At 65.5% G+C, this 25,073-nt stretch carries 26 protein-coding genes and 1 pseudogene; 14 read left to right on the top strand and 13 right to left on the bottom strand.

Going from position 1 to position 25,073, the window contains the following annotated elements; translation table 11 throughout:
* The first annotated feature begins 4 nt into the window (after window positions 1-4).
* Genes ACFK0J_RS15200 through ACFK0J_RS15185 form a run of 4 tightly spaced genes read left to right on the top strand, consistent with a single transcriptional unit; the run spans window position 5 to window position 3,637 of the window.
* Window positions 5-649 carry an ABC transporter permease gene (locus ACFK0J_RS15200; protein WP_378740627.1) on the top strand — a complete coding sequence of 215 codons (645 nt, stop codon included), beginning with the start codon at window positions 5-7 and terminating at the stop codon, window positions 647-649.
* Window positions 646-1,920, top strand: a complete 1,275-nt coding sequence (locus ACFK0J_RS15195) for an ATP-binding cassette domain-containing protein (protein ID WP_378740625.1) — start codon at window positions 646-648, stop codon at window positions 1,918-1,920. The genes ACFK0J_RS15200 and ACFK0J_RS15195 overlap by 4 nt, the downstream gene beginning before the upstream one ends.
* Window positions 1,917-2,654, top strand: coding sequence for an ABC transporter permease (locus ACFK0J_RS15190; RefSeq protein ID WP_378740623.1), 738 nt, complete (start codon window positions 1,917-1,919; stop codon window positions 2,652-2,654). The genes ACFK0J_RS15195 and ACFK0J_RS15190 overlap by 4 nt, the downstream gene beginning before the upstream one ends.
* Complete coding sequence (locus ACFK0J_RS15185) at window positions 2,651-3,637, top strand: glycine betaine ABC transporter substrate-binding protein (RefSeq protein ID WP_378740621.1); 987 nt, start codon at window positions 2,651-2,653, stop codon at window positions 3,635-3,637. The genes ACFK0J_RS15190 and ACFK0J_RS15185 overlap by 4 nt, the downstream gene beginning before the upstream one ends.
* 17 nt (window positions 3,638-3,654) lie before the next feature.
* On the opposite strand, the gene ACFK0J_RS15180 is transcribed toward ACFK0J_RS15185, so the two are convergent.
* The 7 genes from ACFK0J_RS15180 to ACFK0J_RS15150 form a co-directional block, all read right to left on the bottom strand.
* Window positions 3,655-4,332, bottom strand: a complete 678-nt coding sequence (locus ACFK0J_RS15180) for a type 1 glutamine amidotransferase domain-containing protein (protein WP_378740619.1) — start codon at window positions 4,330-4,332, stop codon at window positions 3,655-3,657.
* A 103-nt stretch (window positions 4,333-4,435) separates the two neighbouring features.
* Window positions 4,436-5,389 (bottom strand): LysR family transcriptional regulator, encoded by a 954-nt coding sequence (locus ACFK0J_RS15175; protein ID WP_378740617.1) that lies wholly within the window; start codon window positions 5,387-5,389, stop codon window positions 4,436-4,438.
* A 63-nt stretch (window positions 5,390-5,452) separates the two neighbouring features.
* On the bottom strand, window positions 5,453-6,184 hold the full coding sequence (locus ACFK0J_RS15170) for an HAD family hydrolase (RefSeq protein ID WP_378740615.1): 732 nt from the start codon (window positions 6,182-6,184) through the stop codon (window positions 5,453-5,455).
* Window positions 6,181-6,720 carry a DJ-1/PfpI family protein gene (locus ACFK0J_RS15165; protein WP_378740613.1) on the bottom strand — a complete coding sequence of 180 codons (540 nt, stop codon included), beginning with the start codon at window positions 6,718-6,720 and terminating at the stop codon, window positions 6,181-6,183. Before ACFK0J_RS15165 ends, ACFK0J_RS15170 begins: the two co-directional genes overlap by 4 nt.
* Window positions 6,721-6,762: 42 nt before the next feature.
* A complete protein-coding gene (locus ACFK0J_RS15160) occupies window positions 6,763-7,515 on the bottom strand; it encodes a cupin domain-containing protein (protein ID WP_378740611.1) in 753 nt (250 codons plus the stop codon).
* Window positions 7,512-8,195 (bottom strand): type 1 glutamine amidotransferase domain-containing protein, encoded by a 684-nt coding sequence (locus tag ACFK0J_RS15155; RefSeq protein ID WP_378740609.1) that lies wholly within the window; start codon window positions 8,193-8,195, stop codon window positions 7,512-7,514. Before ACFK0J_RS15155 ends, ACFK0J_RS15160 begins: the two co-directional genes overlap by 4 nt.
* A gap of 89 nt (window positions 8,196-8,284) precedes the next feature.
* On the bottom strand, window positions 8,285-9,253 hold the full coding sequence (locus tag ACFK0J_RS15150) for a hypothetical protein (RefSeq protein ID WP_378740607.1): 969 nt from the start codon (window positions 9,251-9,253) through the stop codon (window positions 8,285-8,287).
* A gap of 623 nt (window positions 9,254-9,876) precedes the next feature.
* Here ACFK0J_RS15150 and ACFK0J_RS15145 point away from each other — a divergent pair.
* The 4 genes from ACFK0J_RS15145 to ACFK0J_RS15130 all read left to right on the top strand — a co-directional run bounded on the left by ACFK0J_RS15145 (window position 9,877) and on the right by ACFK0J_RS15130 (window position 14,195).
* Window positions 9,877-10,125, top strand: a complete 249-nt coding sequence (locus ACFK0J_RS15145; RefSeq protein WP_378740605.1) for a hypothetical protein — start codon at window positions 9,877-9,879, stop codon at window positions 10,123-10,125.
* A gap of 92 nt (window positions 10,126-10,217) precedes the next feature.
* Window positions 10,218-12,386 carry an MMPL family transporter gene (locus tag ACFK0J_RS15140; RefSeq protein WP_378740603.1) on the top strand — a complete coding sequence of 723 codons (2,169 nt, stop codon included), beginning with the start codon at window positions 10,218-10,220 and terminating at the stop codon, window positions 12,384-12,386.
* 5 nt (window positions 12,387-12,391) lie between these two features.
* On the top strand, window positions 12,392-13,552 hold the full coding sequence (locus tag ACFK0J_RS15135) for a sensor histidine kinase (protein ID WP_378740601.1): 1,161 nt from the start codon (window positions 12,392-12,394) through the stop codon (window positions 13,550-13,552).
* Window position 13,553: 1 nt separating this feature from the next.
* Window positions 13,554-14,195, top strand: coding sequence for a response regulator (locus ACFK0J_RS15130; protein WP_378740599.1), 642 nt, complete (start codon window positions 13,554-13,556; stop codon window positions 14,193-14,195).
* 19 nt (window positions 14,196-14,214) lie between these two features.
* Here ACFK0J_RS15130 and ACFK0J_RS15125 read toward each other — a convergent pair whose 3' ends face one another.
* The 3 genes from ACFK0J_RS15125 to ACFK0J_RS15115 form a co-directional block, all read right to left on the bottom strand.
* Window positions 14,215-15,012 carry an SAM-dependent methyltransferase gene (locus ACFK0J_RS15125; protein WP_378740597.1) on the bottom strand — a complete coding sequence of 266 codons (798 nt, stop codon included), beginning with the start codon at window positions 15,010-15,012 and terminating at the stop codon, window positions 14,215-14,217.
* 255 nt (window positions 15,013-15,267) lie between these two features.
* Window positions 15,268-15,783 carry a hypothetical protein gene (locus tag ACFK0J_RS15120; protein ID WP_378740595.1) on the bottom strand — a complete coding sequence of 172 codons (516 nt, stop codon included), beginning with the start codon at window positions 15,781-15,783 and terminating at the stop codon, window positions 15,268-15,270.
* A 236-nt stretch (window positions 15,784-16,019) separates the two neighbouring features.
* Window positions 16,020-17,459, bottom strand: coding sequence for an MFS transporter (locus tag ACFK0J_RS15115; RefSeq protein ID WP_378740593.1), 1,440 nt, complete (start codon window positions 17,457-17,459; stop codon window positions 16,020-16,022).
* Between the two features lie 117 nt (window positions 17,460-17,576).
* On the opposite strand from ACFK0J_RS15115, the gene ACFK0J_RS15110 reads away from it, so the two are divergent.
* From ACFK0J_RS15110 to ACFK0J_RS15095, 4 genes and pseudogenes are all read left to right on the top strand, one after another.
* Entirely contained in the window at window positions 17,577-18,545 is a 969-nt protein-coding gene (locus ACFK0J_RS15110; protein ID WP_378740590.1) for an Lrp/AsnC family transcriptional regulator, read from the top strand.
* A gap of 153 nt (window positions 18,546-18,698) precedes the next feature.
* Window positions 18,699-19,109, top strand: a complete 411-nt coding sequence (locus ACFK0J_RS15105) for a SulP family inorganic anion transporter (RefSeq protein WP_378740588.1) — start codon at window positions 18,699-18,701, stop codon at window positions 19,107-19,109.
* Between the two features lie 13 nt (window positions 19,110-19,122).
* Window positions 19,123-19,473, top strand: a pseudogene (locus ACFK0J_RS15100) (alanine:cation symporter family protein); the annotation flags it as partial.
* A gap of 249 nt (window positions 19,474-19,722) precedes the next feature.
* The gene (locus tag ACFK0J_RS15095; protein ID WP_378740586.1) at window positions 19,723-20,541 is read left to right on the top strand and encodes an alpha/beta fold hydrolase; all 819 of its coding nucleotides are present in this window, start codon (window positions 19,723-19,725) and stop codon (window positions 20,539-20,541) included.
* Between the two features lie 70 nt (window positions 20,542-20,611).
* Here the strand turns inward: ACFK0J_RS15095 and ACFK0J_RS15090 are convergent, their stop codons facing one another.
* On the bottom strand, window positions 20,612-21,037 hold the full coding sequence (locus ACFK0J_RS15090; protein ID WP_378740584.1) for a hypothetical protein: 426 nt from the start codon (window positions 21,035-21,037) through the stop codon (window positions 20,612-20,614).
* Window positions 21,038-21,450: 413 nt separating this feature from the next.
* Between ACFK0J_RS15090 and ACFK0J_RS15085 the strand changes: the two genes are divergently transcribed.
* Window positions 21,451-22,626, top strand: a complete 1,176-nt coding sequence (locus ACFK0J_RS15085) for a serine hydrolase domain-containing protein (RefSeq protein ID WP_378740582.1) — start codon at window positions 21,451-21,453, stop codon at window positions 22,624-22,626.
* A gap of 64 nt (window positions 22,627-22,690) precedes the next feature.
* On the opposite strand, the gene ACFK0J_RS15080 is transcribed toward ACFK0J_RS15085, so the two are convergent.
* Together ACFK0J_RS15080 and ACFK0J_RS15075 are read right to left on the bottom strand one after the other, a co-directional pair.
* Window positions 22,691-22,927, bottom strand: a complete 237-nt coding sequence (locus ACFK0J_RS15080) for a hypothetical protein (RefSeq protein WP_378740579.1) — start codon at window positions 22,925-22,927, stop codon at window positions 22,691-22,693.
* 20 nt (window positions 22,928-22,947) lie between these two features.
* Window positions 22,948-23,430 (bottom strand): SRPBCC family protein, encoded by a 483-nt coding sequence (locus ACFK0J_RS15075; RefSeq protein WP_378740577.1) that lies wholly within the window; start codon window positions 23,428-23,430, stop codon window positions 22,948-22,950.
* Window positions 23,431-23,662: 232 nt separating this feature from the next.
* On the opposite strand from ACFK0J_RS15075, the gene ACFK0J_RS15070 reads away from it, so the two are divergent.
* The gene (locus ACFK0J_RS15070; protein WP_378740575.1) at window positions 23,663-24,691 is read left to right on the top strand and encodes a phosphotransferase; all 1,029 of its coding nucleotides are present in this window, start codon (window positions 23,663-23,665) and stop codon (window positions 24,689-24,691) included.
* Window positions 24,692-25,073 lie beyond the last annotated feature (382 nt).

Raw genomic sequence — 25,073 nt, 5'->3', positions numbered from 1 at the left:
TCGCGTGAACTTATGGAGCTATATCCGTGGACGGGGAGAATTTCTGGCGTTTCTCACGTATCAGCATGCCTCCCTGGCGTTTCAGACGGTCTTGGTCGGGACTGTCGCCGCTGTTCTGATCGCCGTCGCGGTTTATAGGCTCCCGCTGCTGGCCGCACTCTCGCTGACCTCGAGCCGGGTCGCGCTGACGATTCCCTCGCTGGCGCTGCTGGCGTTGCTGCTGGTCCCCTTCGGACTCGGCGTGGTCCCGTCCTTCATCATGCTGGCGTTCTTCGCGGCATTGCCGGTGATCGGCAACGCGATCGTCGGGTTGCGGTCGGTGCCCGCCTCGATTGTCGAATCCGCACGCGGCATCGGCTTTTCGCGATGGCGCATTCTGCTCACCGTCGAATTGCCGATTGCTTGGCCCGTGATTCTCACCGGCATCCGGGTGTCCACTCAAATGATTGTCGGCGTCGGCGCCATCGTCGCCTATGTGCTCGGCCCCGGCCTCGGATCGCTGATCTTCAACGGCCTTTCCCGGCTCGGCGGCGCGAACGCCCTCGAGATGGCGCTGACCGGCACCGTTCTCATCGTCCTCATCGCGTTGGTGTTCGACGCGCTGCTCGTGCTGCTCGGCCGGCTCACGATCGCGAAGGGACTGTCATGACCGATGCGGTGACCAGTCAGCCCGCTCCGGAGCGCAACGTGACCGGTGCGCCCATCCACCTCGAGTCGGTCGTCAAACGCTATCGGGGCCAGGACAAGCCCGCGGTCGAGCGTCTCGACCTGGAGATCGAAGCAGGCGATATCGTCGCGTTCGTCGGCCCGTCCGGCTGCGGCAAGACGACCACCCTGAAGATGATCAACCGGCTGATCGAACCGACCGAAGGCCGAATCTTCATCGGCGGCCGCGACGTCACCAGGGAGGACCCCGACAAACTCCGGCAGTCGATCGGGTACGTCATTCAATCCGGCGGCCTCTTCCCGCACTGGTCGGTGGCCAAGAACGTCGGTGCCATCCCCCGGGTGCTCGGCTGGGACAAGAAGCGGATCGCCGACCGCACCGAGTACCTGCTCGATCTCGTCGGCCTCGACCCGGCGACCTTCGCCGACCGGCTGCCGAAGGACATGTCCGGTGGACAACAGCAGCGAGTCGGCGTCGCCCGCGCGCTCGCGGCGGACCCGCCGGTGCTGCTGATGGACGAGCCCTTCGGCGCGGTCGATCCGATCACCCGGGTTCGGTTGCAGGACAGCCTGATCGCGATCCAGCACGAACTCGGCAAGACCATCGTCATCGTCACGCACGACTTCGAGGAGGCCACCAAGCTCGGCGACAAGGTGCTCATCCTGTCCGAGGGCGGCCACGTCGAGCAGTACGCGCGCCCGGAGGAAATCCTCACCGATCCGGCAACGCCGTTCGTGGAAGAGTTCGTCGGTTCCGGCGCGAAGCTGGCGTATCTGACCGTGTCACGGGTGCGTGATGTCGCCTACGACAAGGTGATCACCGCTCGGATCGGCGAACCGGCGCGGGCCGTGATCGAACGCGCGAAGGCCGCCGGACACACCTGGGTCGTCGTCGTAGACGAGGCCGGGCGGCCGCGGTCGTGGCCCTCCCTCGCGGAAGTGGCGACCAAACCGGAGGTCTCGGACTTCCTCGATCGGCGATTGCCCGTCGTCGCCCGGTCCTCCACCCTCAACGACGCACTCGACGCCATGCTCGCGGCCAGCCAGGGCGCCGCGCTCGTCACCGATGGCCGCGGCGCGGTCGTCGGCTCGCTCAGCATCGGGTCGGTGACCGAGACGATCCAGGCCAAGCTCGCCGACGTGCGCTCGGAGGAGGCGGAGCTGTCGTACGAGACGTACGTCGACGGCACCGACCCGGCGCCGACCCCGGTGGTCGCCGCCGACGACGAACCCGGATCGGCCGGGCAGTCGTGAATCGGTTGCGCCGCATCCCGATCGACGTGTGGTTCGAGCCGATCATCATCGGTGTCCTCGGGGTCGGATACGCCGTCTGGTATCGGTCGGCGACGTTCACGCCCACCGAGCAGGCGTCGTTGGGTTGGGCCAACTTGCAGACCACGATCCTCGAACACGTCAAGCTGACCGTGGTGGCCACGCTGATCGTGGTCGTCGTCGCGATTCCGCTCGGCATCGCGCTCACCCGTCCCGCGTTGCAGCGGCTCGAACCGGTCGCCGTCAACTTCGCCAATATCGGCCAGGCTGCACCTGCCGTCGGCTTGCTCGTGTTGTTCACTTTTTGGTTGGGTACCGGGTTCCGTACGGCGATAGTCGGTCTCGTCGTGTACGCGATCCTGCCGATCCTGCAGAACACTATCGTCGGGCTGCGCCAGGTGGATCAGCGCACGATCGAGGCGTCGCGCGGCATCGGCTTCTCCGGTGCCAGGACGTTGTTTCAGGTGGAGCTGCCGCTCGCGGTGCCGGTGATCCTGAACGGTGTGCGCACCGCGCTGGTCATTCTGGTGGGTACCGCGACGCTGAGCACTTTCATCGGCGCGACCAGCCTCGGCACGCTGATCACCACCGGTGTCACCCTCTTCCTGCCCAAGTTGCTCATCTCCGGCGCGGTCCTCGTCGGGCTGCTCGCATTGATCATCGACTGGCTCGGCCGGCTCGTCGAACTCGCCGCGACGCCACGAGGTATCTCATGAAATCGCCACGCGCCCAACTGGTCACACTGCTGTGCGCCCTCGTCGTGACGATGCCGATGCTCGCCGGGTGCGGTCTGGTCAGTTCATCCGGAACATTTCACGATGCGCGTCTGCCGGACGGCGCACAGCCACTGGACGGCGCGAAGCTGGTCGTCACCTCGAAAAGCTTCACCGAGGGCATACTGCTCGGCAAGATCACCGCGACCTACCTGGCCGCGGCGGGCGCCGAGGTGAAAGACATGACCGGCGCGCCGGGTTCCGCATCGTCTCGACAGGCCCAACTCAACGGCGACGCCGACGTGCTCTGGGAGTACACCGGTACCGGCTGGGTCAACTACCACAACCAGACCGAGACGATCACGGACCCGACCGAACTCTGGCAGCGCGTCCACGACCTCGAGCGGCGCGACCACAATCTGGAGTGGCTGCCGCCCGCCAACTTCAACGACACGTACGCATTCGGCGCGTCGACGCCGAATGCCGAACGCCTACGGGTGCAGTCACTCTCCGACGTGGCGGCGCTGCCGGTCCCCGACCGGACGTTCTGCGTCGACGACGAATTCTTCAGCCGCTCCGATGGTTTCATTCCGATGCTGCTGAAATATGGGATCCCCTACAACGATCCGAATGGCGTCCCCTCCGGTAACGTCACTCGAATGGATGCCGGGGTCGTCTATACCGCGACGGCCAAGGGCGCCCCCTGTAATTTCGGCATGATCTACACCACCGACGGTCGAGTCAAAAACCTGAACCTCGTCGTCCTCGATGACGACAAGAAATTCTTCCTGCCCTACAGCGGCACGGCGGTCGTGCGCGGCGCCGTCATCGACCGCCACCCCTCGTTACGGCCGCTGCTCGGGACAATCTCCGACCACCTCACCGATGAGCTGATGCAGGACCTCAACGGTCGTGTCGACATCGATGGCGAGGACCCCGCCGATGTCGCCTACGACTGGCTGAAGAGCGAAAAGCTCATCGAGTAGGCGGTTTTCGCGACCGGTCAGCGATTGGCCAGCGCCTTGACGATCGCCTCACCGAAACTATTGGCGGAGGCCGGATTCTGACCGGTTACCAGGCGGCCGTCCACGACGACGTTGTCGGTGAAGTTGGCGGCCGGCTGGTGGATGGCGCCGCGCTCGGTGAGTGCGGTTTCCAACAGGAGCGGAACGACATCGGTCAGGCCGACGGCGGCTTCCTCCTCGTTGGTGAAGCAGGTCAGCTTCTTACCCGAGACGAGATAGTCGCCTTCGGAGAGCTTGATGTCGAGCAGTCCGGCGGGACCGTGACACACCGCGGCGACGACACCACCGTTTTCATAGACCTTGGCCGAGAATTCGGCCAGCGCCGTGTTGCCCGGGAAGTCGAACATGGTGCCGTGGCCGCCGACGTAGACGACGGCCTCGTAATCGGCCGGGTCGTAGTCGGCGGGGGTCTTGGTGTCGGCGAGCTGTGCCGCGATGCGCGGGTCGGCGAAGAATTCCTCCTGGCCCGGATCGTCGGGATCGCGGCCGTCCTGCGGCGGCACACCGCCCTGCACCGAGGCGAGGTCGACGGTATAGCCGGCTTCGGTCAGTATCTTCCACGGGCGCGCTGCCTCGTGGACGTAGAAGCCGGTCTTGCGAATTCCGCCGAGATCGTCGTGGCTGGTCAGGAAGAACAGAACGCGTTTGGTGCTCATTGCTGATGGCCCCCGGATGGAGTTGGTGGAATGCGGCTCTAGCCCGCAAAATCCGACTGTAGCGACGAGTGGGCGGGGCGGCCGATCAGATTGTTTATGGCCCTCATCGACCACCTCGATTACCCCGGTCGCCGTAACCAACCGACTTCGGGGTGATGGCGTTCTGATGTTTCTTCACGGCCTCGACAATCAGCGCCGCCGCGCGGCGCAGTCCGGATCTCCGATTGAGATCGGCGGTCCGCGCGGCGAGATACAACGTGTTCAACGGGGCGATATCGGTGGTGTCGAGCCGGACCAGATTTCCGGCTGCCACCTGATCGTGCACCAGGTAGCTCGGCAGCACACTCATCCCGAGGCCGTGCACGACCGCGGCCTGCAACGCGAACAGGTTCGGCAGGACAGCCCGCAACCGCAGATCCGGCAGCTCACCGAAAATGGTCGTCCAATAGCGGCGCACGATCGGCAGACTGCGATGGTAGGTCACCACCGGAAGCTGCCGAATACTGTCCAGCTCCAGGGTGGTCGGCGCCAGTTGCGGGGCGCACACCAGCCAGAATTCCTCGTCGGCGATCGGCCAGGCCAGCACCGCCTCGTCGCGCGGACGAAGCGTCGACACGACCAGGTCGAGCCGACCGCTGGTAAGCGCGGCGATGAGATCGGCGAAGTCGCCGAATTCCATCTCGATGCGCGGCAGCTGGTCACCGTACGGCGCCAGCGCCGGGATCAGGCAACTGGTGGTGAACTCGGCGGGTCCGCCGAGATGAATCGTCCGCACGATCCCGGCCTCGGCGATCTCGTCGAGGAAGAAACGGTCGATCTGGTCGAGCTGGTCACCGAACGCGGCGGCCATCTCGTGCGCGTAGGCGGTGGGTGTCACGCCGACGGCAGTGCGCTCGAACAGCTCCCGACCCAGCTGCCGTTCGAGCGCACCGATGTGGTTGGTGACGGTGGGCTGGGTAACCGCAAGGAGTTTGGCGGCGCCGGTGAACGTTCCGGTCCGATAGACCGCGAGGAACGTCCGCAGCACATCCAAGGCCGGGGGCTTGTCCACTGTCATGCCCCCAGTCTCGCCGACCGACGGCGCCCGACTCACCACTTCACCTCATAGCTCGGCTTCACCTCATAGCGCGGCCAATTCCGACAGCTCCATCGCAACGAGTCCCTGTGCTACCGCGGCGGATTCGTGCTCGGCGGTGGTCCAGCCCCACCGGGCCCACCGGCTCGGCACACCCGCCGACTGGACCCGAGCGACATTGGTCAGGTTGTCATCGATGAACAACGCCTCCTCCGTCGACACACCACGGCCCAGGCACAGGCACCGCGCCGCCAGCGCCTTGTCGCTGACGTCGCCGATGACGCCTGCGACATGTTTGTCCAAGCCGAAATACTCGAGGATCTCGATGCTCGATTCCGCGTCCTTGGCCGTGATGACGTACACGTTGCCGGAGTAGCGCCGCAATGTCCTCGCGACGCCGTCGAAGACGGTGTGCGCGCCGAGCCACTCGCCACGGCGGGTAGCTCGCCAACGGTGCCGCACCGCGGTGGCCGCGGCGACGAAGTCACTGCGCTCGGCATCCGAAATAGCGGTCTTCAATCGGTCGAACTCCGCCTGGCTGGTGACCGGTTCGTCCGGAGCGGCCTTGGCGACGAAGAAGTCATCCAAGGTCCGGCTGAACGGGCGTAGCTGGTGGAACCGGTCGATGAACGTCGGCGGGATGGCCTCGAATTGCTGCCGCAGCGACAGCTGTGACGGCTCCTGATCCGCGAACCAGGTGACGGCGGCGCATTCGTCGACCGAGTCGGCGATGACTCCGTCGAAGTCCAGCAGCAATAGGCGCGGCGCGGGGTTCACGCCGCCGCCAATTTCTTGGTGGTCTCGAACACCGCCTGCATGAACCTGCCGACGTAGGCGTAGTACGAGCAGGTGATGATGTTGCCGTCGACGATGACGTCGGCATCGACGACATCGGCGCCCGCATTGATCACGTCATCACGCAGTCCGATGTAGGCGCAGGCCCGGCGGCCGTGCAGGACTCCCGCACTCACCATGATCCACGGCCCGTGGCACAGCCCGGCGACCACCTTGCCCGTCGCGGCCATGTCGGCGACGAAGCCGGTCGCGCGCTTGTCCTGCCGCACCCGGTCGGGGGCTTCGTGTCCGCCGGTGAGCAGCACCGCGTCGTATTCGTCGACGTCGAGGTCGTCGAAGGACACCAGCGGTCCGGCGGTCTTGTCCATCGGCAGCGGTGTGCCGTACTTGCCGATGACGGGCCGGCCGTCCTTGGTGGCAATGTCTACGTCCCAGTTCTCTTCTTTGCAGCGATACCAGGTGTAGATGACGTCGTGGTCCTGGAACCCCTGGGCGGTGATGATGACTGCGCGTGGCATCGTTATCGGTCCTACTTTCGTATTTCGTTGGAACAGAAGGGATTACCTGGCGGAGATCGCCAGGTACGTTTGGTCGGTGAGCACCGGTGTCTTGACTCCGGGCACCGATGGCAGCACCGGATGGCGGGAAATGAATGCCTCGAATCCGGTAGGCACGTAGAACAATTCGTTCGGTCGTGGGGTGTAGAAGATGTCCATGCCGGTGCGCAGGGTGAACTCGAACTTCCCCGCGGTACTGATCCGACGCAGCTGGGTGTGCGGAACTTGGCGGAGCTCTTTCAGTTTCGATTCCCCGGCGGTGGTGACCTTGGACTCGTAGGTGGTCTTCGATCGGTCGTATCGGTCGCCGAGCCGGAGCAGATCGAATTTGTTGCGCGGGTGCTCCACCTCGATCAGATGCAATTCCGCAGAGGTGGAACGGGTTCGGTGAAACGCTCCCGGGCCGATCGTCATCACTGTCCCCGCCGTGACCTCGTAGGACCCACCCAAGGTGTCGAACACCCCGCTACCGGACAGGCACAACAGCTCGGTGGTCTTGCGCAGGTGCGCGTGCATGGACGTTTCGGCGCCGTCGACGATGCACAGGTGCCACAGGTCGTAGACCGGATCGGCGTAGACGCGGGACTCATGACCCCACGGCTTCACGACGACCTGCGACAGGTCGTCGCTGTGCGACTCGTGCAGGATCGGGGTCTCGCTGGTGACCAGATCGCGGATGGCCGCGAAATCGGCGGCCTTGGCGCCGACGACGATTCGTCTGGCCTGCATCGGTTGTGGTGCCAGGGCGGTGGTCATTGCATGGTCCTTTCCAGGGCGGCGTTCGTGGCCAAAATGGCACTGAATTCAGGGAGGGAGGCGGGATTCTGGGCGGAGATCAACGGGCCGTCCACTACGACGTGGGACTGCCCGTCCCCCGCGCGGGAGTAGTAGGCACCGGTGGCGATCAACGCTTGCTGCAGCGAAAAGGGCAGCAGGTCCAGCACGCCGCGGCTGATTTCCTCGGCGTCGGAGAACGCGGTGAGGTGTCGGCGGGCGGTGAACGCGGTGCCCAGCGTGTCGGTCAGGCCGAGGAACGCCGCGGGTCCGTGGCAGATCGAGGCGATCCTGGCGCCCCGGACCAGGGAGTAGTGAATCAGCGTGTGCAAGTCGGTCTTATACGGAAAGTCCCACATGCAGCCGAGCCCGCCGACGAAATACACCAGGTCGTAATGGTGTTCGAAGTGCGACCGCACGGTCGACGTCGGGACGGCGAGGTTTTCGCTGAAACTATGGATGAAAGAATTGATGGGATCGGTGATTTCGCCCTTCAGGACACCGTTGGCGGTGCCGCCGAGTAGCGAGGCGAACGAGACCTGATAGTCGAAGTCTTGCAGGACGGACCACACGGCCGCCGCTTCACGGATATCGAATCCCGTGGGTTTGGGGAAGCCGGGAACCCGCTCCACATTGGTGACGACGAATAGTGCACTACGCACGATGTTTCCTTCTCGAATAAACTCAGCGGCACAGGGCGCGCTGAAGGCATTGCTCTAAAGCATTTCTGGATGGACACCCGTGGGTGTTGTTATGCGGCAGCGTCGGCTTGTTTCCGAGGCAGCAGCAGCGGTTCCTGTTTCATCGGAATCAGCTGTCCGGCAAATAGACCGGCGACGGTCCGGAAACTCACCCAGGCAACGATGAGTCCGTTCACCACCGCCCCGAAATACACGATGAACCACCACGGCCCGCCCGGCCGGAGCACCGCGGCCAGCGCCAGGACCAGTGCCGAGAACGGCATAGTGAAAGCCCACCAGGACAATCCGAAGGGGGTCGACACCAACCGGTCGATCCGGGCCAGCTGCCGCACCAGCACATAGCAGGCGCCACCGAGAATGATGACGGCGAGCGGGTTGCCGGGGGTGAGCACGACTATGTCGATACACAGCACCGCGGGGACCGCGAGGTCGATCGTGGTTGTCGGCGCCAACTGCGGCGGAAGCACTGAACCAGTTGCAGGTGAAACCAGGTGCGCCTGGGCCATGCCCGCCACGGCGAGACCGACTACCAGCCAACACAACCGCGCGTCCACATAGGCGTGCGCGGTAATGGGGACCATCAAGACGGCGATCCACGGGATCAGCTGCGGCGGCGTCACTTGTGTATCCGGCGCTCGAGTCCGCGCCACCGTCAGTCCGGCCGCGGTGAGCACCGCGAGGCCGGTACCCACGAGCGTCAGCGCCGCGGCGAATCGCGCCGCGGATGTGTGAAAGACCTCTGCCGCCAACAAAATCGTGACCGCCGGTTGAGCGTAGAACGACATCAGCGCGGGCGTTCGCAGATCCTGCAACGCATGCCGTGGATATCGCGCATACTTGATGCCGTGCAGCAGGGAAACCGCGAGAAGCAGTATCAGCGAAAACAGCGACATCGCCGTGGCGATCCCATGCAAGGCATCGGATGCGAAGTAGGTGACGAGGGCAAATCCCTGAATGCCCATCGCCGGACCGAAAGTTGCTGGTGGTAATGCCGACAAATCGATACGATTGGTCGTCATAGGTTCTCCCCCCGGGAGTAATCTATCGATCAATGGTAGACGCACCGCAACAAGACCGTCCGCGGTACGGCCTTCTATTCCCCCTCGGTAATGCTAGGCGGCGCGGGTGCTCGCCGTCGAGCCCCGATCTTTCGGGGGTGCGGCCCAGCAGAATGCGGCAAATCTGAAATACGGCCGGGCCATAGTAGTTGTTGTTGTTACCGACACTCGGTCGGTGTAAAACTATCGACCGTGCGGTATGCATTTGGCTTGCCCGACAGTCGTACACCGTTTCCGAACCTCTTTTCCCGGACATACCGTGCGCCGCCCTTACTGGACATCCAAGAAGTTACGGAGTTCTGGCTGCGATGGCATCGGATGGGAGTGGTGTCTTCGATGAAACTCGCTCGGTAGCACCACAGGTGAGGGGTCAACCCGGATCGCAGCCGACGGTGCACCAGCTGAGCGCTCCGCCGACGGTCCCGGCCCAGCGCAGTGCGAAGCCAGTGTGTCCGGACCGACTCCGAAGCCCATATTTGCAGTGGCACAACGACTCTCACCCCGAAGTTTCGGGGTTACCGGGCAGCCGATCGTGGTTCTAGATTTCTGTCAGCCTTCGGAAGCTCCGAAGCCGAAAGGAACAGATGCGACACACCCTCCGAACAACCTTGCGCGTCGGCACCGGCACCGCTGTGGTCGCCGCGGCGATCGTGGCCGGACTCGGGCCCGCGAGCGCGCAGATCCCGCTCGAGGCCCACGCTGCCGCGGAGCCGGCGCCCGTCGCGGGGCCGCAGTATTGCCTCGACACCAACCCCATGAACCCGGGCATCAACCTCGCAGCCTGCTTGGCGAGTCTGTCGGCATCGATCTCGGGCGCCAAGACCGGCGGCTGATAGACCAGCGCTCGTGTCCACCGATCGGTGGACACGAAGTTCGACCGGTCGAGGCTGTTGCCGGTGCCAGGTCACCGAGCAGCATTCTCGACATGCGAAATCGTTTGGTCGCCATAGCTGGTTGGAGCGCTCACCATCCGTGGCGGGCCATTATCGGGTGGTTCTTGTTCGTGGCGCTGTGCCTCGGAGCCGGGATCGGAATCGGTGGGAAGCCCGCTGCCACCGAGGATTTCTGGATCGGCGAGGCCGGCCGCGGTGAGGCGATCGCCGCGGCCGGTGGCCTACCGCAGCGGCCGATGGAACGGGTACTGATCAGCGGTGCCGGGCGGTTGGATGCCGCCGCCGACAGTGCCGCACAAGACATCATGAACCGGATGCGGGCGTTGCCCGAGGTGGCATCGGTAGCCGCACCGGTGTATTCGGTCGACGGCACGGCGCTCCGGGTCGATGTGACCATGGCGGGTGCGGAACTCGACGGCAAGAAACATGTCGCGCCGCTGCGCGCGCAGACCGACGAGGTGCAGCGGGCCAACCCGGGCCTGCGGATCGAGCAGACCGGCAGTCCGTCCATCAGCAGCGGTGTCGACGAGCTCCGCGGGCGCGACCTGGCCCGTACCGAAATGATCGCGCTGCCGGTAACACTGATCACGCTGCTGGTGGTCTTCCGCTCGGTGGCGATGGCGCTGGTGCCGCTGCTGCTGGCCATCTCGTCGATAGTCGCGGCCATCGGGTTGTCGATGCCCGCCTCACATGTGTTCCCCGACAACGGGATCGGTACCAATATCATCCTGCTGATCGGGTTGGCGGTCGGCGTCGACTACACCCTGTTCTATCTGAAGCGTGCGCGCGAGGAGCGGGCTCGTGGCGGCGGGTTGCTCGGTTCGCGGGCGCTGGTCGAACTGGCCGCGGCGACTTCCGGCCGGGCCGTCGTGGTGTCGGGGCTCGCCGTCGCCGTCTCGACCGCGACGATGTACCTCGCCGATGATGTGATCTTCTCGTCGATCGCGACCGCCGCCATCCTCGTCACCCTGGTCTCGGTGGTCAGCTCGCTCACCGCGCTGCCCGCACTGCTGACGGTGCTCACCGATCGGGCCGAGCGACGAGCAGCGCGCAAAGCCGCCGGGCGGCCCGCGGCTACGCACCGCGAGCAAACGAAGGGTGGCCGCATCACCGGTTTCCTGCTGCGCCGGACGGCGGCGAATCCAGTTGCCGCACTGGTTATCTCGGTGTTCGCCCTGCTCGCGCTCACGGCTCCGCTGCTCGGCCTGCAGCTCACCGACATGGGGCGGGAGACGCACCCGCGCATCGTCGCGGCCATGCAAACCTTCGATCGGCTGAATGCCGCCTTCCCCGAACTGAAGTCGATGCATCAGGTGGTCGTCGCTGCCGACCCGGCACGGGCCGACGAGGTGGCCGGGGCGCTGCGCGCGGTGGCCGAACGGGCGACGACCGACCCAGCGTTCGCGGGCACCGCCGAACTGCGCACCTCAGCCGACGGACGAGTCAGCCTGCTGGAATTGGCGGTGCCACACCACGTCAGCGACCGAGCCGCCCAGCAGTCGCTCACACGACTGCGCGCGGACTACCTGCCCGCCACGGTCGGCGCGCTGCCCGAGGTGGAATTCGCGGTGACCGGTGATGTAGCCCGCCACGCCGACTACCCGGAGCACCAGAAGCGGAAGCTGCCGCTGATCATCGCGACACTGCTGCTGGTGACCTTCGCCCTGACCGTCGCGGCCTTCCGCTCCGTTGTCCTCGGCCTGGTCGGTGTCGTGCTGAACCTGCTCTCGGCGGGTGCGTCGCTCGGCTTACTGACCCTGGTCTTCCAGCAGACGTGGGCCGAAGGTCTGCTCGATTTCGATTCGACGGGCACGATCGGTTCCCGGATACCGCTGCTGCTGTTCGTGATCCTGTTCGGGTTGTCGATGGACTACCAGGTCTTCGTGATCAGCCGGATCCGGGAGATCGCGCTGGCCGGTGTGCCGACCCGCCAGGCTGTGCTCACCGGTGTCGGCGGCTCGGCGGGTGTGGTGACCAGTGCCGCGTTCGTCATGGTCACCGTCTTCGCCAGCTTCGTGCCGCTGCACATCATGGAGATGAAGCAGATGGGGTTCGTGCTCGCGGCCGCCGTGCTGCTCGACGCCTTCGTCATCAGGATCGTGCTGCTGCCCGCGCTGCTGCTCCTGCTCGGTGATCGAACCTGGTGGCCCGCCCGGCCTGCCGTCACCAGCGCGGGCCGCGTGCCGGTGAAAGTAGGCTGACCGGAATGGATCAGCCGCCGCGTACCGACGACCGGTTCCGAATACGGGCCCTGCGCCGGTGGTATATCGGCTGCTGGGTGCTGTTCGGCCTGTGTCCGCCGGTGATCGCGGTGCACGACCGGACCGACGCCACGAAGTACGGGACGTGGGTGCTGGTGGCCGCGCTCGCCGCGGGCTATCTGCTCATGCTGGCGTACCCCCGCAATCCCGTCGTGCGGCCGAGCGGCTTCCTCGCTCTGCTGATCCTGGTACTCGGCGGGTCGGCCATCCTGCTGGACGGCGGCGCGGCATTCTTCATCGTGTCGCTGCCGCTGTTCTGGATATACACCGCCAGCCCGCAGCGCGCGATCGGCTGGACCGGCGCGGGTGCGGCGGCGACACTGATCGGCAACATCACGGGGCCACATTTTTCACCAGGCAATGCCGTGTTCACCCTGCTCGGCTTAGCCGGCGGCACCCTGCTCGGACTGTGGATGGACCGGGTGGTCAGGCAGGGCGGGGAACGCGCCCGCGCGCTGAGCGCGGAACTGGAACGCACCCAGTCGGAGTTGGCCGCGGCGCACCAGCGCCAAGGCGCGGCGGAGGAACGCGAACGGCTCGCCCGCGAAATCCACGACACGCTCGCCCAGGGTTTCGCCTCCATCATCGTGCTGGCGGAGGCGGCCCGGCGCGGTATCGACACCGATCCGGGGACGAGTGCCAAACAGTTGCTCTCGATCGAGCGCACCGCCCGCGAAAACCTCACGGAGGCACGCGTTCTCGTCGGCACCGCGGCGGCGGGCGGTGCGATCGCGCAGTCGCTGCGGCGCGTGCTGGATCGGTTCGTCGAGGACACCGGGCTGATCGTGCACGCGGAACTGCAGGACGTCGAATGTGACCAGCTCACCCGGATCGCACTGTTGCGCTGCACCCAGGAATCGCTGGCCAATGTGCGCAAACACGCGGGGGCGAGCACAGTGAGCGTTGTCCTTGCCCGCGGCCTCGCCGGACTCGAACTCGAAATCACCGATGACGGAGACGGGTTCACCCCGCATGCGGCACGCGGATTCGGCCTGAACGGCATGCGCAACCGCATCGCCGAGCTCGGTGGTGACCTCGCCGTGACCAGCTCGCCCGGCGAGGGCACCCGAATCTTCGCCCTCCTACCCGCGAACGATGGGATCTGACATGGCCGTACCGCTGCGCTTGATCCTCGCCGACGACCACGTGGTGATGCGGGCGGGCATTGTCGCCCTGCTGGCCGCCGAACCGACCATCGAGATCGTCGGCGAAGCGGCGGATGGCAGCGCGGCGATCGAACTCGTCGAGCGGCTGGCACCGGACGTGGCGCTGCTCGATCTGCGGATGCCGGTGCTGGACGGGGTGGCCGCCACCCGAGAGATCGTCGGTCGCAGCACCACCCGCGTACTGATCCTCACCACCTACGACACCGATTCCGACATCGAACGCGCGGTAGAAGCGGGCGCCATCGGCTACCTGCTCAAAGACACCACCCGCGAGCAACTCGTCGAAGCCGTTCAGGCCGCGGCCCTCGGCCGCACCGTCTTGGCTCCCCGAATCGCCGAGCGCCTGGTCGCCCGCATCCGCCGCCCCGAACCGATCGCTCTGACCGCCAGGGAAATCGACGTACTGCACGCGGTAGCCGACGGCCTCTCGAATCCCGAAATCGGCAAACGCCTCACCATCGCCGAGGCCACGGTGAAAACCCACCTCCTGCGCATCTTCGCCAAACTCGATGTCAGCGACCGCACTCATGCCGTCGTCGTCGCCATGAACCGTGGCCTGCTGTTCCGTTCCACCGACGGGTAGTGCCCGGCCAACGGAGAGATCATGGTTTGCGTGCGACCGCTCCGTACGCGTACACCGAGGGGCCGGTCTCGGTGTCGGGCTTGTCGGGGCGCCACTCGGTGATTTCCACGAAACCGGGCTCCACCATCTCCAGGCCGTCGAATGCGGCTTTGATCTGCTCGGCTGGGCGCGGATTGTACGGCAGCGCACCAGTTTTCGCGTATTCGTCGCAGAGGTGCACGAACTCTTTGTTCTCGTCCGAGGTATCCCACAGGGTGAGGTAGCTGCCGGAAGGCACCGCATCCATCACCGTCCGCACGATGCGATGCATTTCATCGTGCGATTCGATGTGGCCGAGCACGCCCATGAACATGACGCTGATCGGTAATTCGAAGTTCAAGATGTTCTGGGCGTCGGCGATGATGATCTCGGGTGTGCGGAAATCGGCATCGATATAGGAGGTGACGCCTTCGCTGGTGGTGTCGGTCAGCATGGCGCGGGCGTGGGTGAGCACGAGCGGGTCGTGGTCGACGTAGACGACCTTGGACTCCGGCGCGATGCTCTGAGCGACCTGGTGGGTATTTTGCATGGTGGGCAAACCGGTACCGATGTCGAGGAATTGGCGTATGCCCGCCTCGCGCGCGGCCCAGCTCACGGCCCGGATGAGGAACTGGCGGGACTGCACCGCCATTGTGCGAATGTCGGGATAGATCTCCGCGCTCTGATCGCCGATAACCCGGTCGATCTCGAAATTGTCCGTGCCTCCCATCCAGTAGTTCCAGATGCGCGCCGAGGCAGGGATATCGGTGCGAATCTCCGGGTTGTGCTTCTCGGACATGATGGGAACTCCTCCGACAGTGATCGGTTCCATGGCGTCCGCAGCACACACCGACAACGCCGCACTGCGTCCAGCCATGTGTCTATGCCCTGACCGTACAAGGTTCAACACTTGCAGGAGGGCGGGATTTCGAGGAATTAACCCGACCGCGGCCATTTCCTCACCTCACCACGGTGAGTCGGGTCGAATCCGTCACCGGGACGTCCTGCGGCGAACCCGGCGCAGACCGGAATTCGCGGGGCTCAGACCGATGCCTCACGATTCCGAGTCGGCAACCGGTGCCGGTCTGGCGGCCAACAGATCTGCGAAGGAGGTCGGTTCGATCGAACCGAGCAGCGTCGAAGGAACGTTGCGGCCGCTGCGCCAGAACATCTGGACGAGCTCGTCGCGCTGAGACACCGATCGGTAGCCCAAACACTCGGTGACCGTGCAGTGCAGCGACCACAAGGCCTGCATCGAGTCCTCACCTTCCGATTTTTCGTCCACACCACCACGCATGAAACGTTTGAGTGCTTCCAGGGTTTCGCCTTCTACCAGCGCGCTCAACCGAAACGCCGCCGTGTAGAACTGGGCCGCACTGGTTCGTAGTAGCTCGAGATCGGCAGGCTCGATCTGGGCCCTCCGATTGAGCGCCCAACCGCCGAGCAGGTCGAAAAACGCCGAAGCGATCAGCTCCGCGCGATGACTTTCCCGTGCCTGCTTGCGATTGCTTCGCACTTGGTAAGCGACCGTAATGAGTGAAACTACGATCGCGGCGGCCGCGAGAACCACTGACACTACTACAGTATGCGCCTGCGCCTACTCCGTCGTTGGCGATTGGGGCCCCGAGATGGGCTGCACCACAATGTATTACATAGCCGTCCCACTAGATCGGCTCGGGTGCCGCCGCCAGGTACGGCGGCGAAACGCGTTGCCACGCAAGCGGCGATCCGATCGGTGCAGACAGATGACCACCTGGCACCGCGAAGTGAGGCAGGTTGGCAAGAGCGCGGTGGTTGACCATTCTGCTATTTCCGGGCGGGAGCAATCGATAATCCAGTTCCCGGTTCATCGACTGGCGCGATTAGACCGGCCGGGACCGCCGGGGCGCGTCGGGGGCGGGTCATGACGATAACAGCGGCGGCTCCGACCAACGCGATGCTCGCGGCAGTGGTGTAAGCCGCGTCCAATCCGGCGGCAAAACCTGGGCGCGTGGGGATGGCTGTGGAGGTGGCGTGAAATACCGCGCCTAGCACTGCCACGGTGAGGGCGTAACCGAGTTGGCGTAGTGCGTTGACCGTTCCCGAGGCCATTCCGCCGCGTTCGGCGGGCACCGCCTCGAGCGCGGCGCCGGTCACGGCTGGCATGGCCAACCCGGCACCGATCCCGGTGATCATCAACCCCGGTAGCAGGACGGTCCAGTCCGAGTCGGTGTCGAGGGTTGTTTGCGCCAGGCCGCCGATACCGATCAGCGCCAGGCCGATTCCGATCGACCATCGCGCGGGCACTCGGTGCAGCAGCCGTCCGCCCAGTAGCGACGTGATGAATACCGCTGCGGGCAATGGCAGGATCGCCAGTCCGGCCGCCATCGCGGAGAGGTCGAGAACGGTCTGCAACCACAGGGATGTGAACAGCAGGGAAGCGAACGCCGCCCCGGATAGCGTCAGTGATGCGATGAGCACACCGACAAACGCTCGCTGCCGGAGCAGTTCGACATCCAACAGCGGGTGGGCACTGCGGAGCTGAACAACGGCGAAAGCGGCAAGTGCCGCAACAGCCGCCGCGAAAGCGCCCATCGTCACCGCGTCTGTCCAGCCGTCCTCGGCGCCCCGGGTGAGACCATAAGTCAGCGCCGCCGCGGCGACAGCGAACAGCGCCACTCCCGGGAGGTCTACCGGACGTGCCGAGGTGTCGCGCGAATCGTGCACCGAGCGCAGTGTCATCACTATCGCGACCGCACTGACAGGCAGGTTGACCAGAAAAATCCACCGCCATCCGGCCTGCTCGGTGATCAAACCGCCCAGGATCGGTCCGATCCCGGACGCGGCGCCACTGACCGCGGCCCACACACCCAACGCCACGCTCCGATCCCGGCCTTGATAGGAAGAGTTCACCAGCGCCACCGTGGTGGCGAACATCGCCGCCGCGCCACTCCCCTGCACGGCGCGCGCGGTGATGAGCAGCCCCGTATTTCCGGCAAGCGCGCAAGCCAGCGACGCCAGCGCGAACACCGCCGTGCCGATGAGGTAAAGCCGACGCCGACCGATTCGATCGGCGACCGCTCCGGCACCCATCAGCAACGACGCCAGCGCCAGGGCGTAGACGTTCATCACCCACTGCAGTCCGCCGAACGACGCGTCGAGATCGCGGGCCATATCCGGTAGCGCGACCGTCACAATGTTCACGTCCACGAGCAGCATGAACGTGCCCAGGCAGACCGCGGTGAGCGGTCGCCATCGTCCCATCATCGAGATTCCTTCCGACGTCAGTGATCAGTTCTCGACGACTTTCCGGGTGATCGAGGCGATCAGGCATGTCAGCAAGCGATCTCTGACGCATATTCGACGTGGACTAGGTTTCTCTGAGTGGAAATCGACGTCGCCGATGAGCTCGACCGGCAGCTGATACAGGCGCTGCAATGGGAGGGCCGTGCCCCGTTCAGTCGGCTCGCCGAGATACTCGGCGTCTCGGATCAGACAGTGGCGCGTCGTTATCGAAAGCTCCGTTCGACCGATCGGGTACGCGTTGTCGGCGTGCCGCCCGCCAACCACTACGGTCACGGCCGTTGGATGCTGCGGCTGCGCTGTGCCCCCGGTGCCGCACCTACCGTCGCCACCGCACTCGCGCGCCGCCCCGACACCGCCTGGGTGCAGATCGTCTCCAATGGCACCGAGGTGCAATGCATTACCCGCGCACGCGCGGCCGAGGAAAGCACCGAACTACTCCTGGATCGCCTGCCACGCACCGGCCGGGTGCTCGACGTCGCCGCCTACTCCCTGCTGCACACCTTCTACGGTTCGCCCGGGCGGATCCGCATCCTCGACACGCTCCCCTCGGACAACGCACAACTACTCGGCCCGGACCCGAACATCACCGGCTCCGACCTCCCGCACTGCGACCCCGACGACCAGCGCCTGCTCGACGTACTCGCCGCGGACGGCCGCATCGGCCTCGCCGACCTGGCGACCGCCACCGGGTGGTCGGTGTCGACGGTCCGCCGCCGGATCGACCAGTTGCGCGCCACCGGCGCCCTGCACTTCTACACCGAGTTCGACCTCGCCTACCTCGGCTACACCGCCGAAACCCGCCTGTGGGCCGCCGTCCCGCCCGCCCAACTCGAGGCGACGGGAACAGCACTGGCAGCCCACCCCGGCATCGTCTTCGTCGCCGCCACCTCCGGCACCACCAACCTGACAGCGACCTTGGTCTGCAAGGACTCCCACGAGATCTACCGCTACCTCACCAACCAGGTCGCCGCCCTGCCCGCCATCACCCACCTGGAAACGACCCCCGTCCTACGCACGTTCAAACGCCTAGGCCACCTCCTCCGCTGAATCAGGTAACAATCGCCCGGCACTCCGATACGAATCGATGCCCGGCCCCATGCCGCCCAGCTCGGCAATATAGGGCACGCAGTCACGTCGGTACCGCAGCGTGCAGCGCCGACGATGAGACCGGAGTCGTAGTGCCCCAATGAATCTCGGCATGTGTGCAGGCTCGGATCGTTCATCCGGTTCATCCCGGGCACGCAGCACCGCAGCAACAAAGAACTCATCGGCCAGGGACTCGGCAATATCGCCAGCGGATTGTTCGGCGGTCTGGCCAGCGCCGGTGCGACCGTCCGGTCGGTGGTGAACGTCAGAAGCGGTGGGAGAACGGCCGACGGCCGCTTCACCACGCTGCGCGCGGACCATCCCGAACTGTCGCTGTCCTTGGCCAACGTCGGATACGTGGATATGTCGGGCGCGAAGGCATTGCTGACCTTCATCGACCACTCAAAAAGAGACGGCGCCCAGCTCAACATCACCGACCTGCCGCCGCATGTCGAAAACAGACTGTCCGCACTGGCCAACAACGACCAGCAGGGCAAGTTGACCGCTGCGACCGAATCGCCATGACCCGATCGCACGCGGCAAGGCCGCGCCGATCTCGGTTCCGCTCATTCGCGGCACCGTCGGGTCCAACGCCACCCTGGTACTGCAAGCGCTGATCCTGGCGTCGGTGGCAGCGGGCGCGGTCTCGACCGCGACCGAGGCATGGACCCTCGGCGATATCGGCGTGGGACTGATGGCCTGGCTCAACATCATCGGCATCATCGTCCTGCAGCAACCGGCATACAAGGCGCTGCGCGACTACGAGCGGCAACAGAAGGCCGGCCTGGATCCCGTGTTCGATCCGAAAGCCTTGGACATCCCCGGCGCGACGTTCTGGGAGACCTACGAACCGAGGGCCGACAAGGATCCGGTGCGGACAACCGCCTAGTCCGACCAAAACCGCTGCGACAGCGGTGAATCCATTGTTCCTCTCGCGGCCGCGGTGGGCAGCTCTGACCGATACCAGGGTTGCCCACCAGCCCGGGTCTCGCTCGCCGACCAGGACTCGAGCCGCAGTAGTTCTCGCTGGCTGGACCCGCTACCGGAAGCCGCGAGATCTCATTACCTATCAGGTAATCGACTTGATGATCGCGCGTCGTCGATGATGTTCAGGCACAGGATGATTGGAGAGACCCAGATGCCATACTTCAGCTCGCACGACGGCACCACGCTGCACTATCAGGATTGGGGTAGCGGGAACCCGGTGCTGTTCCTGGCCGGGGGATGGCTGAGCAGTACCTCGTGGGAACTGCAGATGCTCCCGCTGACCCGCGCCGGACTGCGCTGCCTGTCCTACGACCGGCGCGGGCATGGCAAATCGGACTGGGTGGGGCATGGCTACGACTACGATTCGCTGGCCGACGACTTGGCCGCGTTCCTGACCCACCTCGACTTGCGCGGGGTAACCGTGGTCGCGCATTCGATGGCCGGTGGTGAACTCATTCGCTATCTGACTCGCCACGGCAATGATCGGATCGCGCGCATTGCTCTGGTCTCGGCGACCGCGCCGTATCTCGCCCACGCCGCGGACAATCCGAATGGCATTCCGCAGCCGGTCTTCGAGGCCGTGAATGCGGCGAGGGCAGCCGATAGACCGTTATGGATGGAACAGAACGCACAGGCATTCTTCGCCACCCACCTCGGCAATCAGGTGTCCTCGGCGCGCATCGCGTGGATGGTCCAGAAATGCATGGACTGTTCGCTGTTGGCGGCCGACGAGATCATGAATACCGTCTACACCGCCGATCTGCGCGATGAGCTACGCGCGATCACGCTGCCCGCACTGGTGATTCACGGCGACGCCGACGCCTCGGCACCCATCGAGCTCTGCGGACGCGTCACCAAAGAGCTGCTCGCGGATTGCGTCTACAAGGAGTATCCGGCCACGGGGCACGGCATCATGATCACTCATGCGGCCCAGTTGAACGCCGACCTGCTCGAGTTCATCAAGGCCTGAACGCCGCTGAGCGAGCCACACGGCGCAATCGCGCGGTGTGGCTCGGTGTATTCAGTTACGGGAACCTTTCTCAGCAGGTGCCGGTGCCGGTGCCGCCGCTGCCGGGAGCGCCTGCGACCAGGCCGGGGCCGCCGATGCCGGCAGGACCGCAAGCACCGATAACGCCGTTACCGGTCTTGGCTCCGCCGTTGCCGCCGTTACCGCCCGCGCCGCCGGTCCCGACGGATCCGCTGCCGCCGTTGCCGCCACGTGCGCCCGCGCCGCCGTTGTTGTGAGCGCCGGAGGCGTTGCCGCCGTTGCCCGCACGCCCGCCCGCACCGCCGGTATCGACGGCGATGGCGTTACCGCCGAGGCCGCCTGCCCCGCCGGGAGCGCCCGCAGTGCCTGAGCCGTTGGTACCGCCGTTACCGCCGTTACCGCCCGCGCCACCGGCTCCGCCAGAGCCACCGACCGGTCCGCCGACCCCACCGGTGCCACCGGCTCCGCCCGCACCCAAGACACCGAGTCCGCGCAGTGTGTTTCGCCAGTTGGCCGACCGCGTTCTCCTCGTCGCGCGGGAGCCCGCACAGGCATACTGGCGGCTTCGAGTCCAGCCGATCAGCTGAAAAGCTCAGCTAGTTGGGGGATATACCTGATTCTCGACTGCCCCTACCGTCGAGGACAGGCGATTATCCCCGACGGGACGGGCACCCCGCCGCAGGTGGGATCGGTTGATCGCCGAATAGCCCCCCGGTCTCGGTTCTTGCTCGCCAGGCTTGCAACTCCCCCCTGGCCTCGAGGTCGGCGGGCCAACCCGCTTGCCGCACAGACGATCCTGGCTATGCGGACCCACCGCCTATCGACCTTCAGTCGAACCGGGCAGGCGCGCAGGCGCTGTGAACGACACACTCACTGACCGGAAGGACCGATATGGCGTTGCCACACTTCGATCGATTGTCGGCCACCGTGGTGGGAGCATTGGTGGCCGTCATGGCGGCGTCTTGTTCCACAGCAACCGATCGGACCGAGCCGACCGCCGAAGCCGGACGTGCGAAAGTCACTGCGGCCCTGCACCAGTTGATCTCAGAGCACCACTTGCCTGGCGCTCGAGTCGTTGTCACCGATCACGGCCGAGTCTGGACCGCTTCCGCGGGACTAGGCGATCTCGAACGTGGCACACCCTTCCAGGACAACGCCCGAGTCCGAATCGCCAGCAATACCAAGACATTCGTGGCGACGGTCATGCTGCAGTTGACCGCCGAGGGCAAGGTCGAACTGGATGCGCCGGTAGAACGGTACCTGCCAAGTGTCGTTCGTGGGCCGGGCATCGACGGGAACCGGATCACTATCCGAAACCTGTTGCAGCACACCAGCGGACTACCGGACTACGCGGCAGAGCTCGGGGCGCCGCCTCAGCCGGGCCAAATCGACTACACGAGCGAACAGGCGCGGTGGCAGACCGTGGATATGACCGAAGTGGTGCGCAATGCCCTGACCGCACCTGCCGATTTCGAACCCGGAACACAGTGGGCATATTCCAACACCAACTATGTTCTCGCCGGAATGGTGATCGAGAGGATCACCGCACGCTCGGTCGGCGCGGAGATCACCCGCCGCATCATCGAACCGCTCGGCTTACGCGACACCTACTATCCGGACCCTGACGAAACCGACATCCGCGGTCCACATCCCCTCGGCTACAGCGAAATCGGCGGCAAACGGGTCGACTACACCAGCCAGAACGTGTCCTCGGCAGGTGCGGCGGGAGCGATGATCGGGACCGGCGCGGACCTCAACCGCTTCTTCATCGCGCTCCTGGACGGAATACTGCTGCCACCCGCGCAGCTGGCCGAGATGAAACGCACTGTCCCCACAACGGATCCGGGACCGCCGGTCGGCTACGGGCTCGGCCTGATACATCGCCGACTGCCGTGCGGCAAAGACAGTTGGGGCCACGGTGGTGACATCGACGGTTTCGAGACTCGCGGCGACGTCACCAGCGACGGCCGCTCGGTCACGGTGAGCGTCAACCAGGTCCCCGAGACCGACAGGGCCGCGGACGATGTCATGCGAGTCGTCGACGTTGCCCTCTGCACTGCTACCTGAAGATCAGTTGGTGGTGGCGGCACGGCAGCGGTCGTCGTGGCGCGAATACCGCTGTGCTGGTGGACTATCCAGAGGGCCGCAGGGCTCGGGAGCGCAGGCGCACGACGTGATAGCCGGTGGCGACGGCGACGATGAGCGCGGCGAGGAGCGGGTGCATGTCCTTCGAGAGACTGGGAGCGCGCTCGGGTCCGATCGCCCAGAGAATGAGTGGAATCGCGTAGGCCGCGGCAAGGGCGGCAGCCCACCAGCGCAGTGCGCGCCGACGGGTGTCGCGCAGGGTGCCGATCAGCGTGATGACCACCGCAACGTTGTCGCAGGGCTTCAGCGGCGGGCTTCGGCGGCGGCCTTCAGGTCCTTCAGCCAGGCTTCTAGGCCCGCTCCGAGGAATGCGGTGGAGGTGGGTACGTCGGCTTCGACCTGTGCGCCGGACCAGTTCTCTTCGGTGCGCACCAGCACGCCGCCGTCGAACTCGGTGAAGGTCCACACGTGGACGCCGTTGTCGATGCCCAGTCCGTCGCCGACCGCGGGTCCGCTCCAGCGAATCCAGCTGTCGGGGTGCACTTGCTGCACAGAGGACGTGATCACCAGGGTGGTGGCGGGGGTCGTGGCGGTGGCGGGCGTCGCCCACTGAAAACGCGAGCCTTCCCGCAGCGGCCCCTGATCCAGCCGCTTGATGCTGGTGACGGGTTGCTGCCACGCGGGCCAGCGCTCCACATCGGTCTGCAATTCCCAGATAGTGCGCAGCAGCGCCTTGATCAACGCTTCGGTGTGTTCGCCGACGAACTGAACGCCCTTCTGACGCACTGGCGGCGCTGTTCACGGGTGTGCTCGACACGTGCCGTGCGGGACCAAGGCGGCGAGTTGCGGCAGTGGCCATGATGGGCGGACGTCTTGCGGGGCAATGAATCTCATGACGACAGCGGAGTCGACCAGGCGGCGGAGCACGTCGGGTTCGTGCATCCACTGGACGAACGAGGCGCCCAGCGCACCGTGCCTCTGGCTGCAATAGCGTTCACGCGCGTGGAAGGATCGGCTCGTGTGGTCACCATTGCCGTTCGGGGACAAGCTCAGGGCTGAACTGGGTACGCCCCGACGGGTTCGCAGATTGGGCAGCAGTCCGCGGTCACGAGTATGGCGGGCCGAGCTGTCCGGCACACCTGTGGTGGTCAAGCAGCTCGTCGGCGGGCCGGAAGCCGGCGATGGGTATGACCGCGAGGTGGCTGCGTTGCAGCTCGCGGGCAGGGTCGATCCGCCCGTGGTGCCGATGCTTCTCGGTACCGATCCGGACGAGCGCGTGCTGGTCTTGGAGCACTTGGAACACCAAGAGCCGCGCGAGGATTGGATGGTCGACTACGCGACGGCGCTGGCCCGGCTGCATGCGGCTCCCGGCACCCACGCCGCGGTCGGTCTGCCGACCTGGGCGGGTCCGTCTCGCCATGACATCGACTCGTTTCTCGGACTGGCCCGAACGCTCGGTGTGACGATGCCGTCCGGAGTGCGAGCCGAGCTGAACAGCCTGGTGGACCGCCTGATTCGAATGCCGAGCAATGCTCTGCTGCACGGCGACCCCTGCCCCGGCAATGACATGCACACCAGCGCAGGTGTGCGGTTCATCGACTTCGAACAGGCCACGTTGGGCAATGGACTCGTGGAACTGGCCTACCTTCGCATCGGTTTCCCGACCTGCTGGTGTGCCACCGCACCGGCTCCGGCACTACTGGACGCGGCCGAGAGCGCCTACCGAACGGCCTGGCGTAACGCCACCGGCATCGAGGTTTCCGGCGATCTCACCGACGCGTGCGCCGGTTGGCTGCTACGCGGCGACGCCCTGGTCGAGCGGGCTCAGCGGATGACCATCGATCACCTGGCCGAAGTCCCGCACCGAGATTGGGAATGGGGTACCGCGACCGCCCGGCAGCGGCTGCTCCACCGTCTCCGGGTTGTCGGCCAGATGGTCGCTGGAAGCGGCGAACTGAAGGACTTCGGGCGGCTTGTCGAGGGTATACGCGAGGGCATGCTCGCTCGTTGGCCGGAGCTGCTACCACTGCCCGCACAACGGCCATAGCGGGCCGCCCGGTGGGTTTCTCGGGATCCACTGCACCGCAACGCTTCTCGCTAGAGATTCAGCCGCAGGCCGGGACCGGTGGCTTGCCATCGAAGCCGAGCCGAACCACTCCGCGGTACCGGTCGACAGTGGCGCATCTCGCCGCCAGCCCGTGACGCAGGCGGCACCTCCGAATACCTTTGGCAGACAGGTCAATTCGGGAGTTTCGTATGGCGGCGGATGACCGGCTCTCCCCTCCAGTGAGCCGGTCACCCACCTCCCATACAGCAGGCAGCGGTCTTTCCTGTTAACGGCAGCGGCAATGCAGGATGTTGGACTACTAGGCGGCAAGGCGCTCCAACTCCCACTCGGCCAACGTCCCCCACGACACTGTGATTTCGAC

The sequence above is a fragment of the Nocardia brasiliensis genome, assembly GCF_042691675.1.
GTDB classification, from domain to species: Bacteria; Actinomycetota; Actinomycetes; order Mycobacteriales; family Mycobacteriaceae; genus Nocardia; species Nocardia brasiliensis_D.
Note: the sequence above shows the minus strand (reverse complement) of the source record. Positions and strands in the feature narration are given on the sequence as shown.

Excerpts from the sequence above, each read along its gene's own strand:
- ACFK0J_RS15195 (WP_378740625.1), top strand. The coding sequence starts at position 646 with ATGACCGATGCGGTGACCAGTCAGCCCGCTCCGGAGCGCAACGTGACC.
- ACFK0J_RS15185 (WP_378740621.1), top strand. The coding sequence starts at position 2,651 with ATGAAATCGCCACGCGCCCAACTGGTCACACTGCTGTGCGCCCTCGTC.
- ACFK0J_RS15180 (WP_378740619.1), bottom strand. The coding sequence starts at position 4,332 with ATGAGCACCAAACGCGTTCTGTTCTTCCTGACCAGCCACGACGATCTC.
- ACFK0J_RS15175 (WP_378740617.1), bottom strand. The coding sequence starts at position 5,389 with ATGACAGTGGACAAGCCCCCGGCCTTGGATGTGCTGCGGACGTTCCTC.
- ACFK0J_RS15165 (WP_378740613.1), bottom strand. The coding sequence starts at position 6,720 with ATGCCACGCGCAGTCATCATCACCGCCCAGGGGTTCCAGGACCACGAC.
- ACFK0J_RS15160 (WP_378740611.1), bottom strand. The coding sequence starts at position 7,515 with ATGACCACCGCCCTGGCACCACAACCGATGCAGGCCAGACGAATCGTC.
- ACFK0J_RS15150 (WP_378740607.1), bottom strand. The coding sequence starts at position 9,253 with ATGACGACCAATCGTATCGATTTGTCGGCATTACCACCAGCAACTTTC.
- ACFK0J_RS15145 (WP_378740605.1), top strand. The coding sequence starts at position 9,877 with ATGCGACACACCCTCCGAACAACCTTGCGCGTCGGCACCGGCACCGCT.
- ACFK0J_RS15140 (WP_378740603.1), top strand. The coding sequence starts at position 10,218 with ATGCGAAATCGTTTGGTCGCCATAGCTGGTTGGAGCGCTCACCATCCG.
- ACFK0J_RS15135 (WP_378740601.1), top strand. The coding sequence starts at position 12,392 with ATGGATCAGCCGCCGCGTACCGACGACCGGTTCCGAATACGGGCCCTG.
- ACFK0J_RS15130 (WP_378740599.1), top strand. The coding sequence starts at position 13,554 with ATGGCCGTACCGCTGCGCTTGATCCTCGCCGACGACCACGTGGTGATG.
- ACFK0J_RS15125 (WP_378740597.1), bottom strand. The coding sequence starts at position 15,012 with ATGTCCGAGAAGCACAACCCGGAGATTCGCACCGATATCCCTGCCTCG.
- ACFK0J_RS15115 (WP_378740593.1), bottom strand. The coding sequence starts at position 17,459 with ATGATGGGACGATGGCGACCGCTCACCGCGGTCTGCCTGGGCACGTTC.
- ACFK0J_RS15095 (WP_378740586.1), top strand. The coding sequence starts at position 19,723 with ATGCCATACTTCAGCTCGCACGACGGCACCACGCTGCACTATCAGGAT.
- ACFK0J_RS15085 (WP_378740582.1), top strand. The coding sequence starts at position 21,451 with ATGGCGTTGCCACACTTCGATCGATTGTCGGCCACCGTGGTGGGAGCA.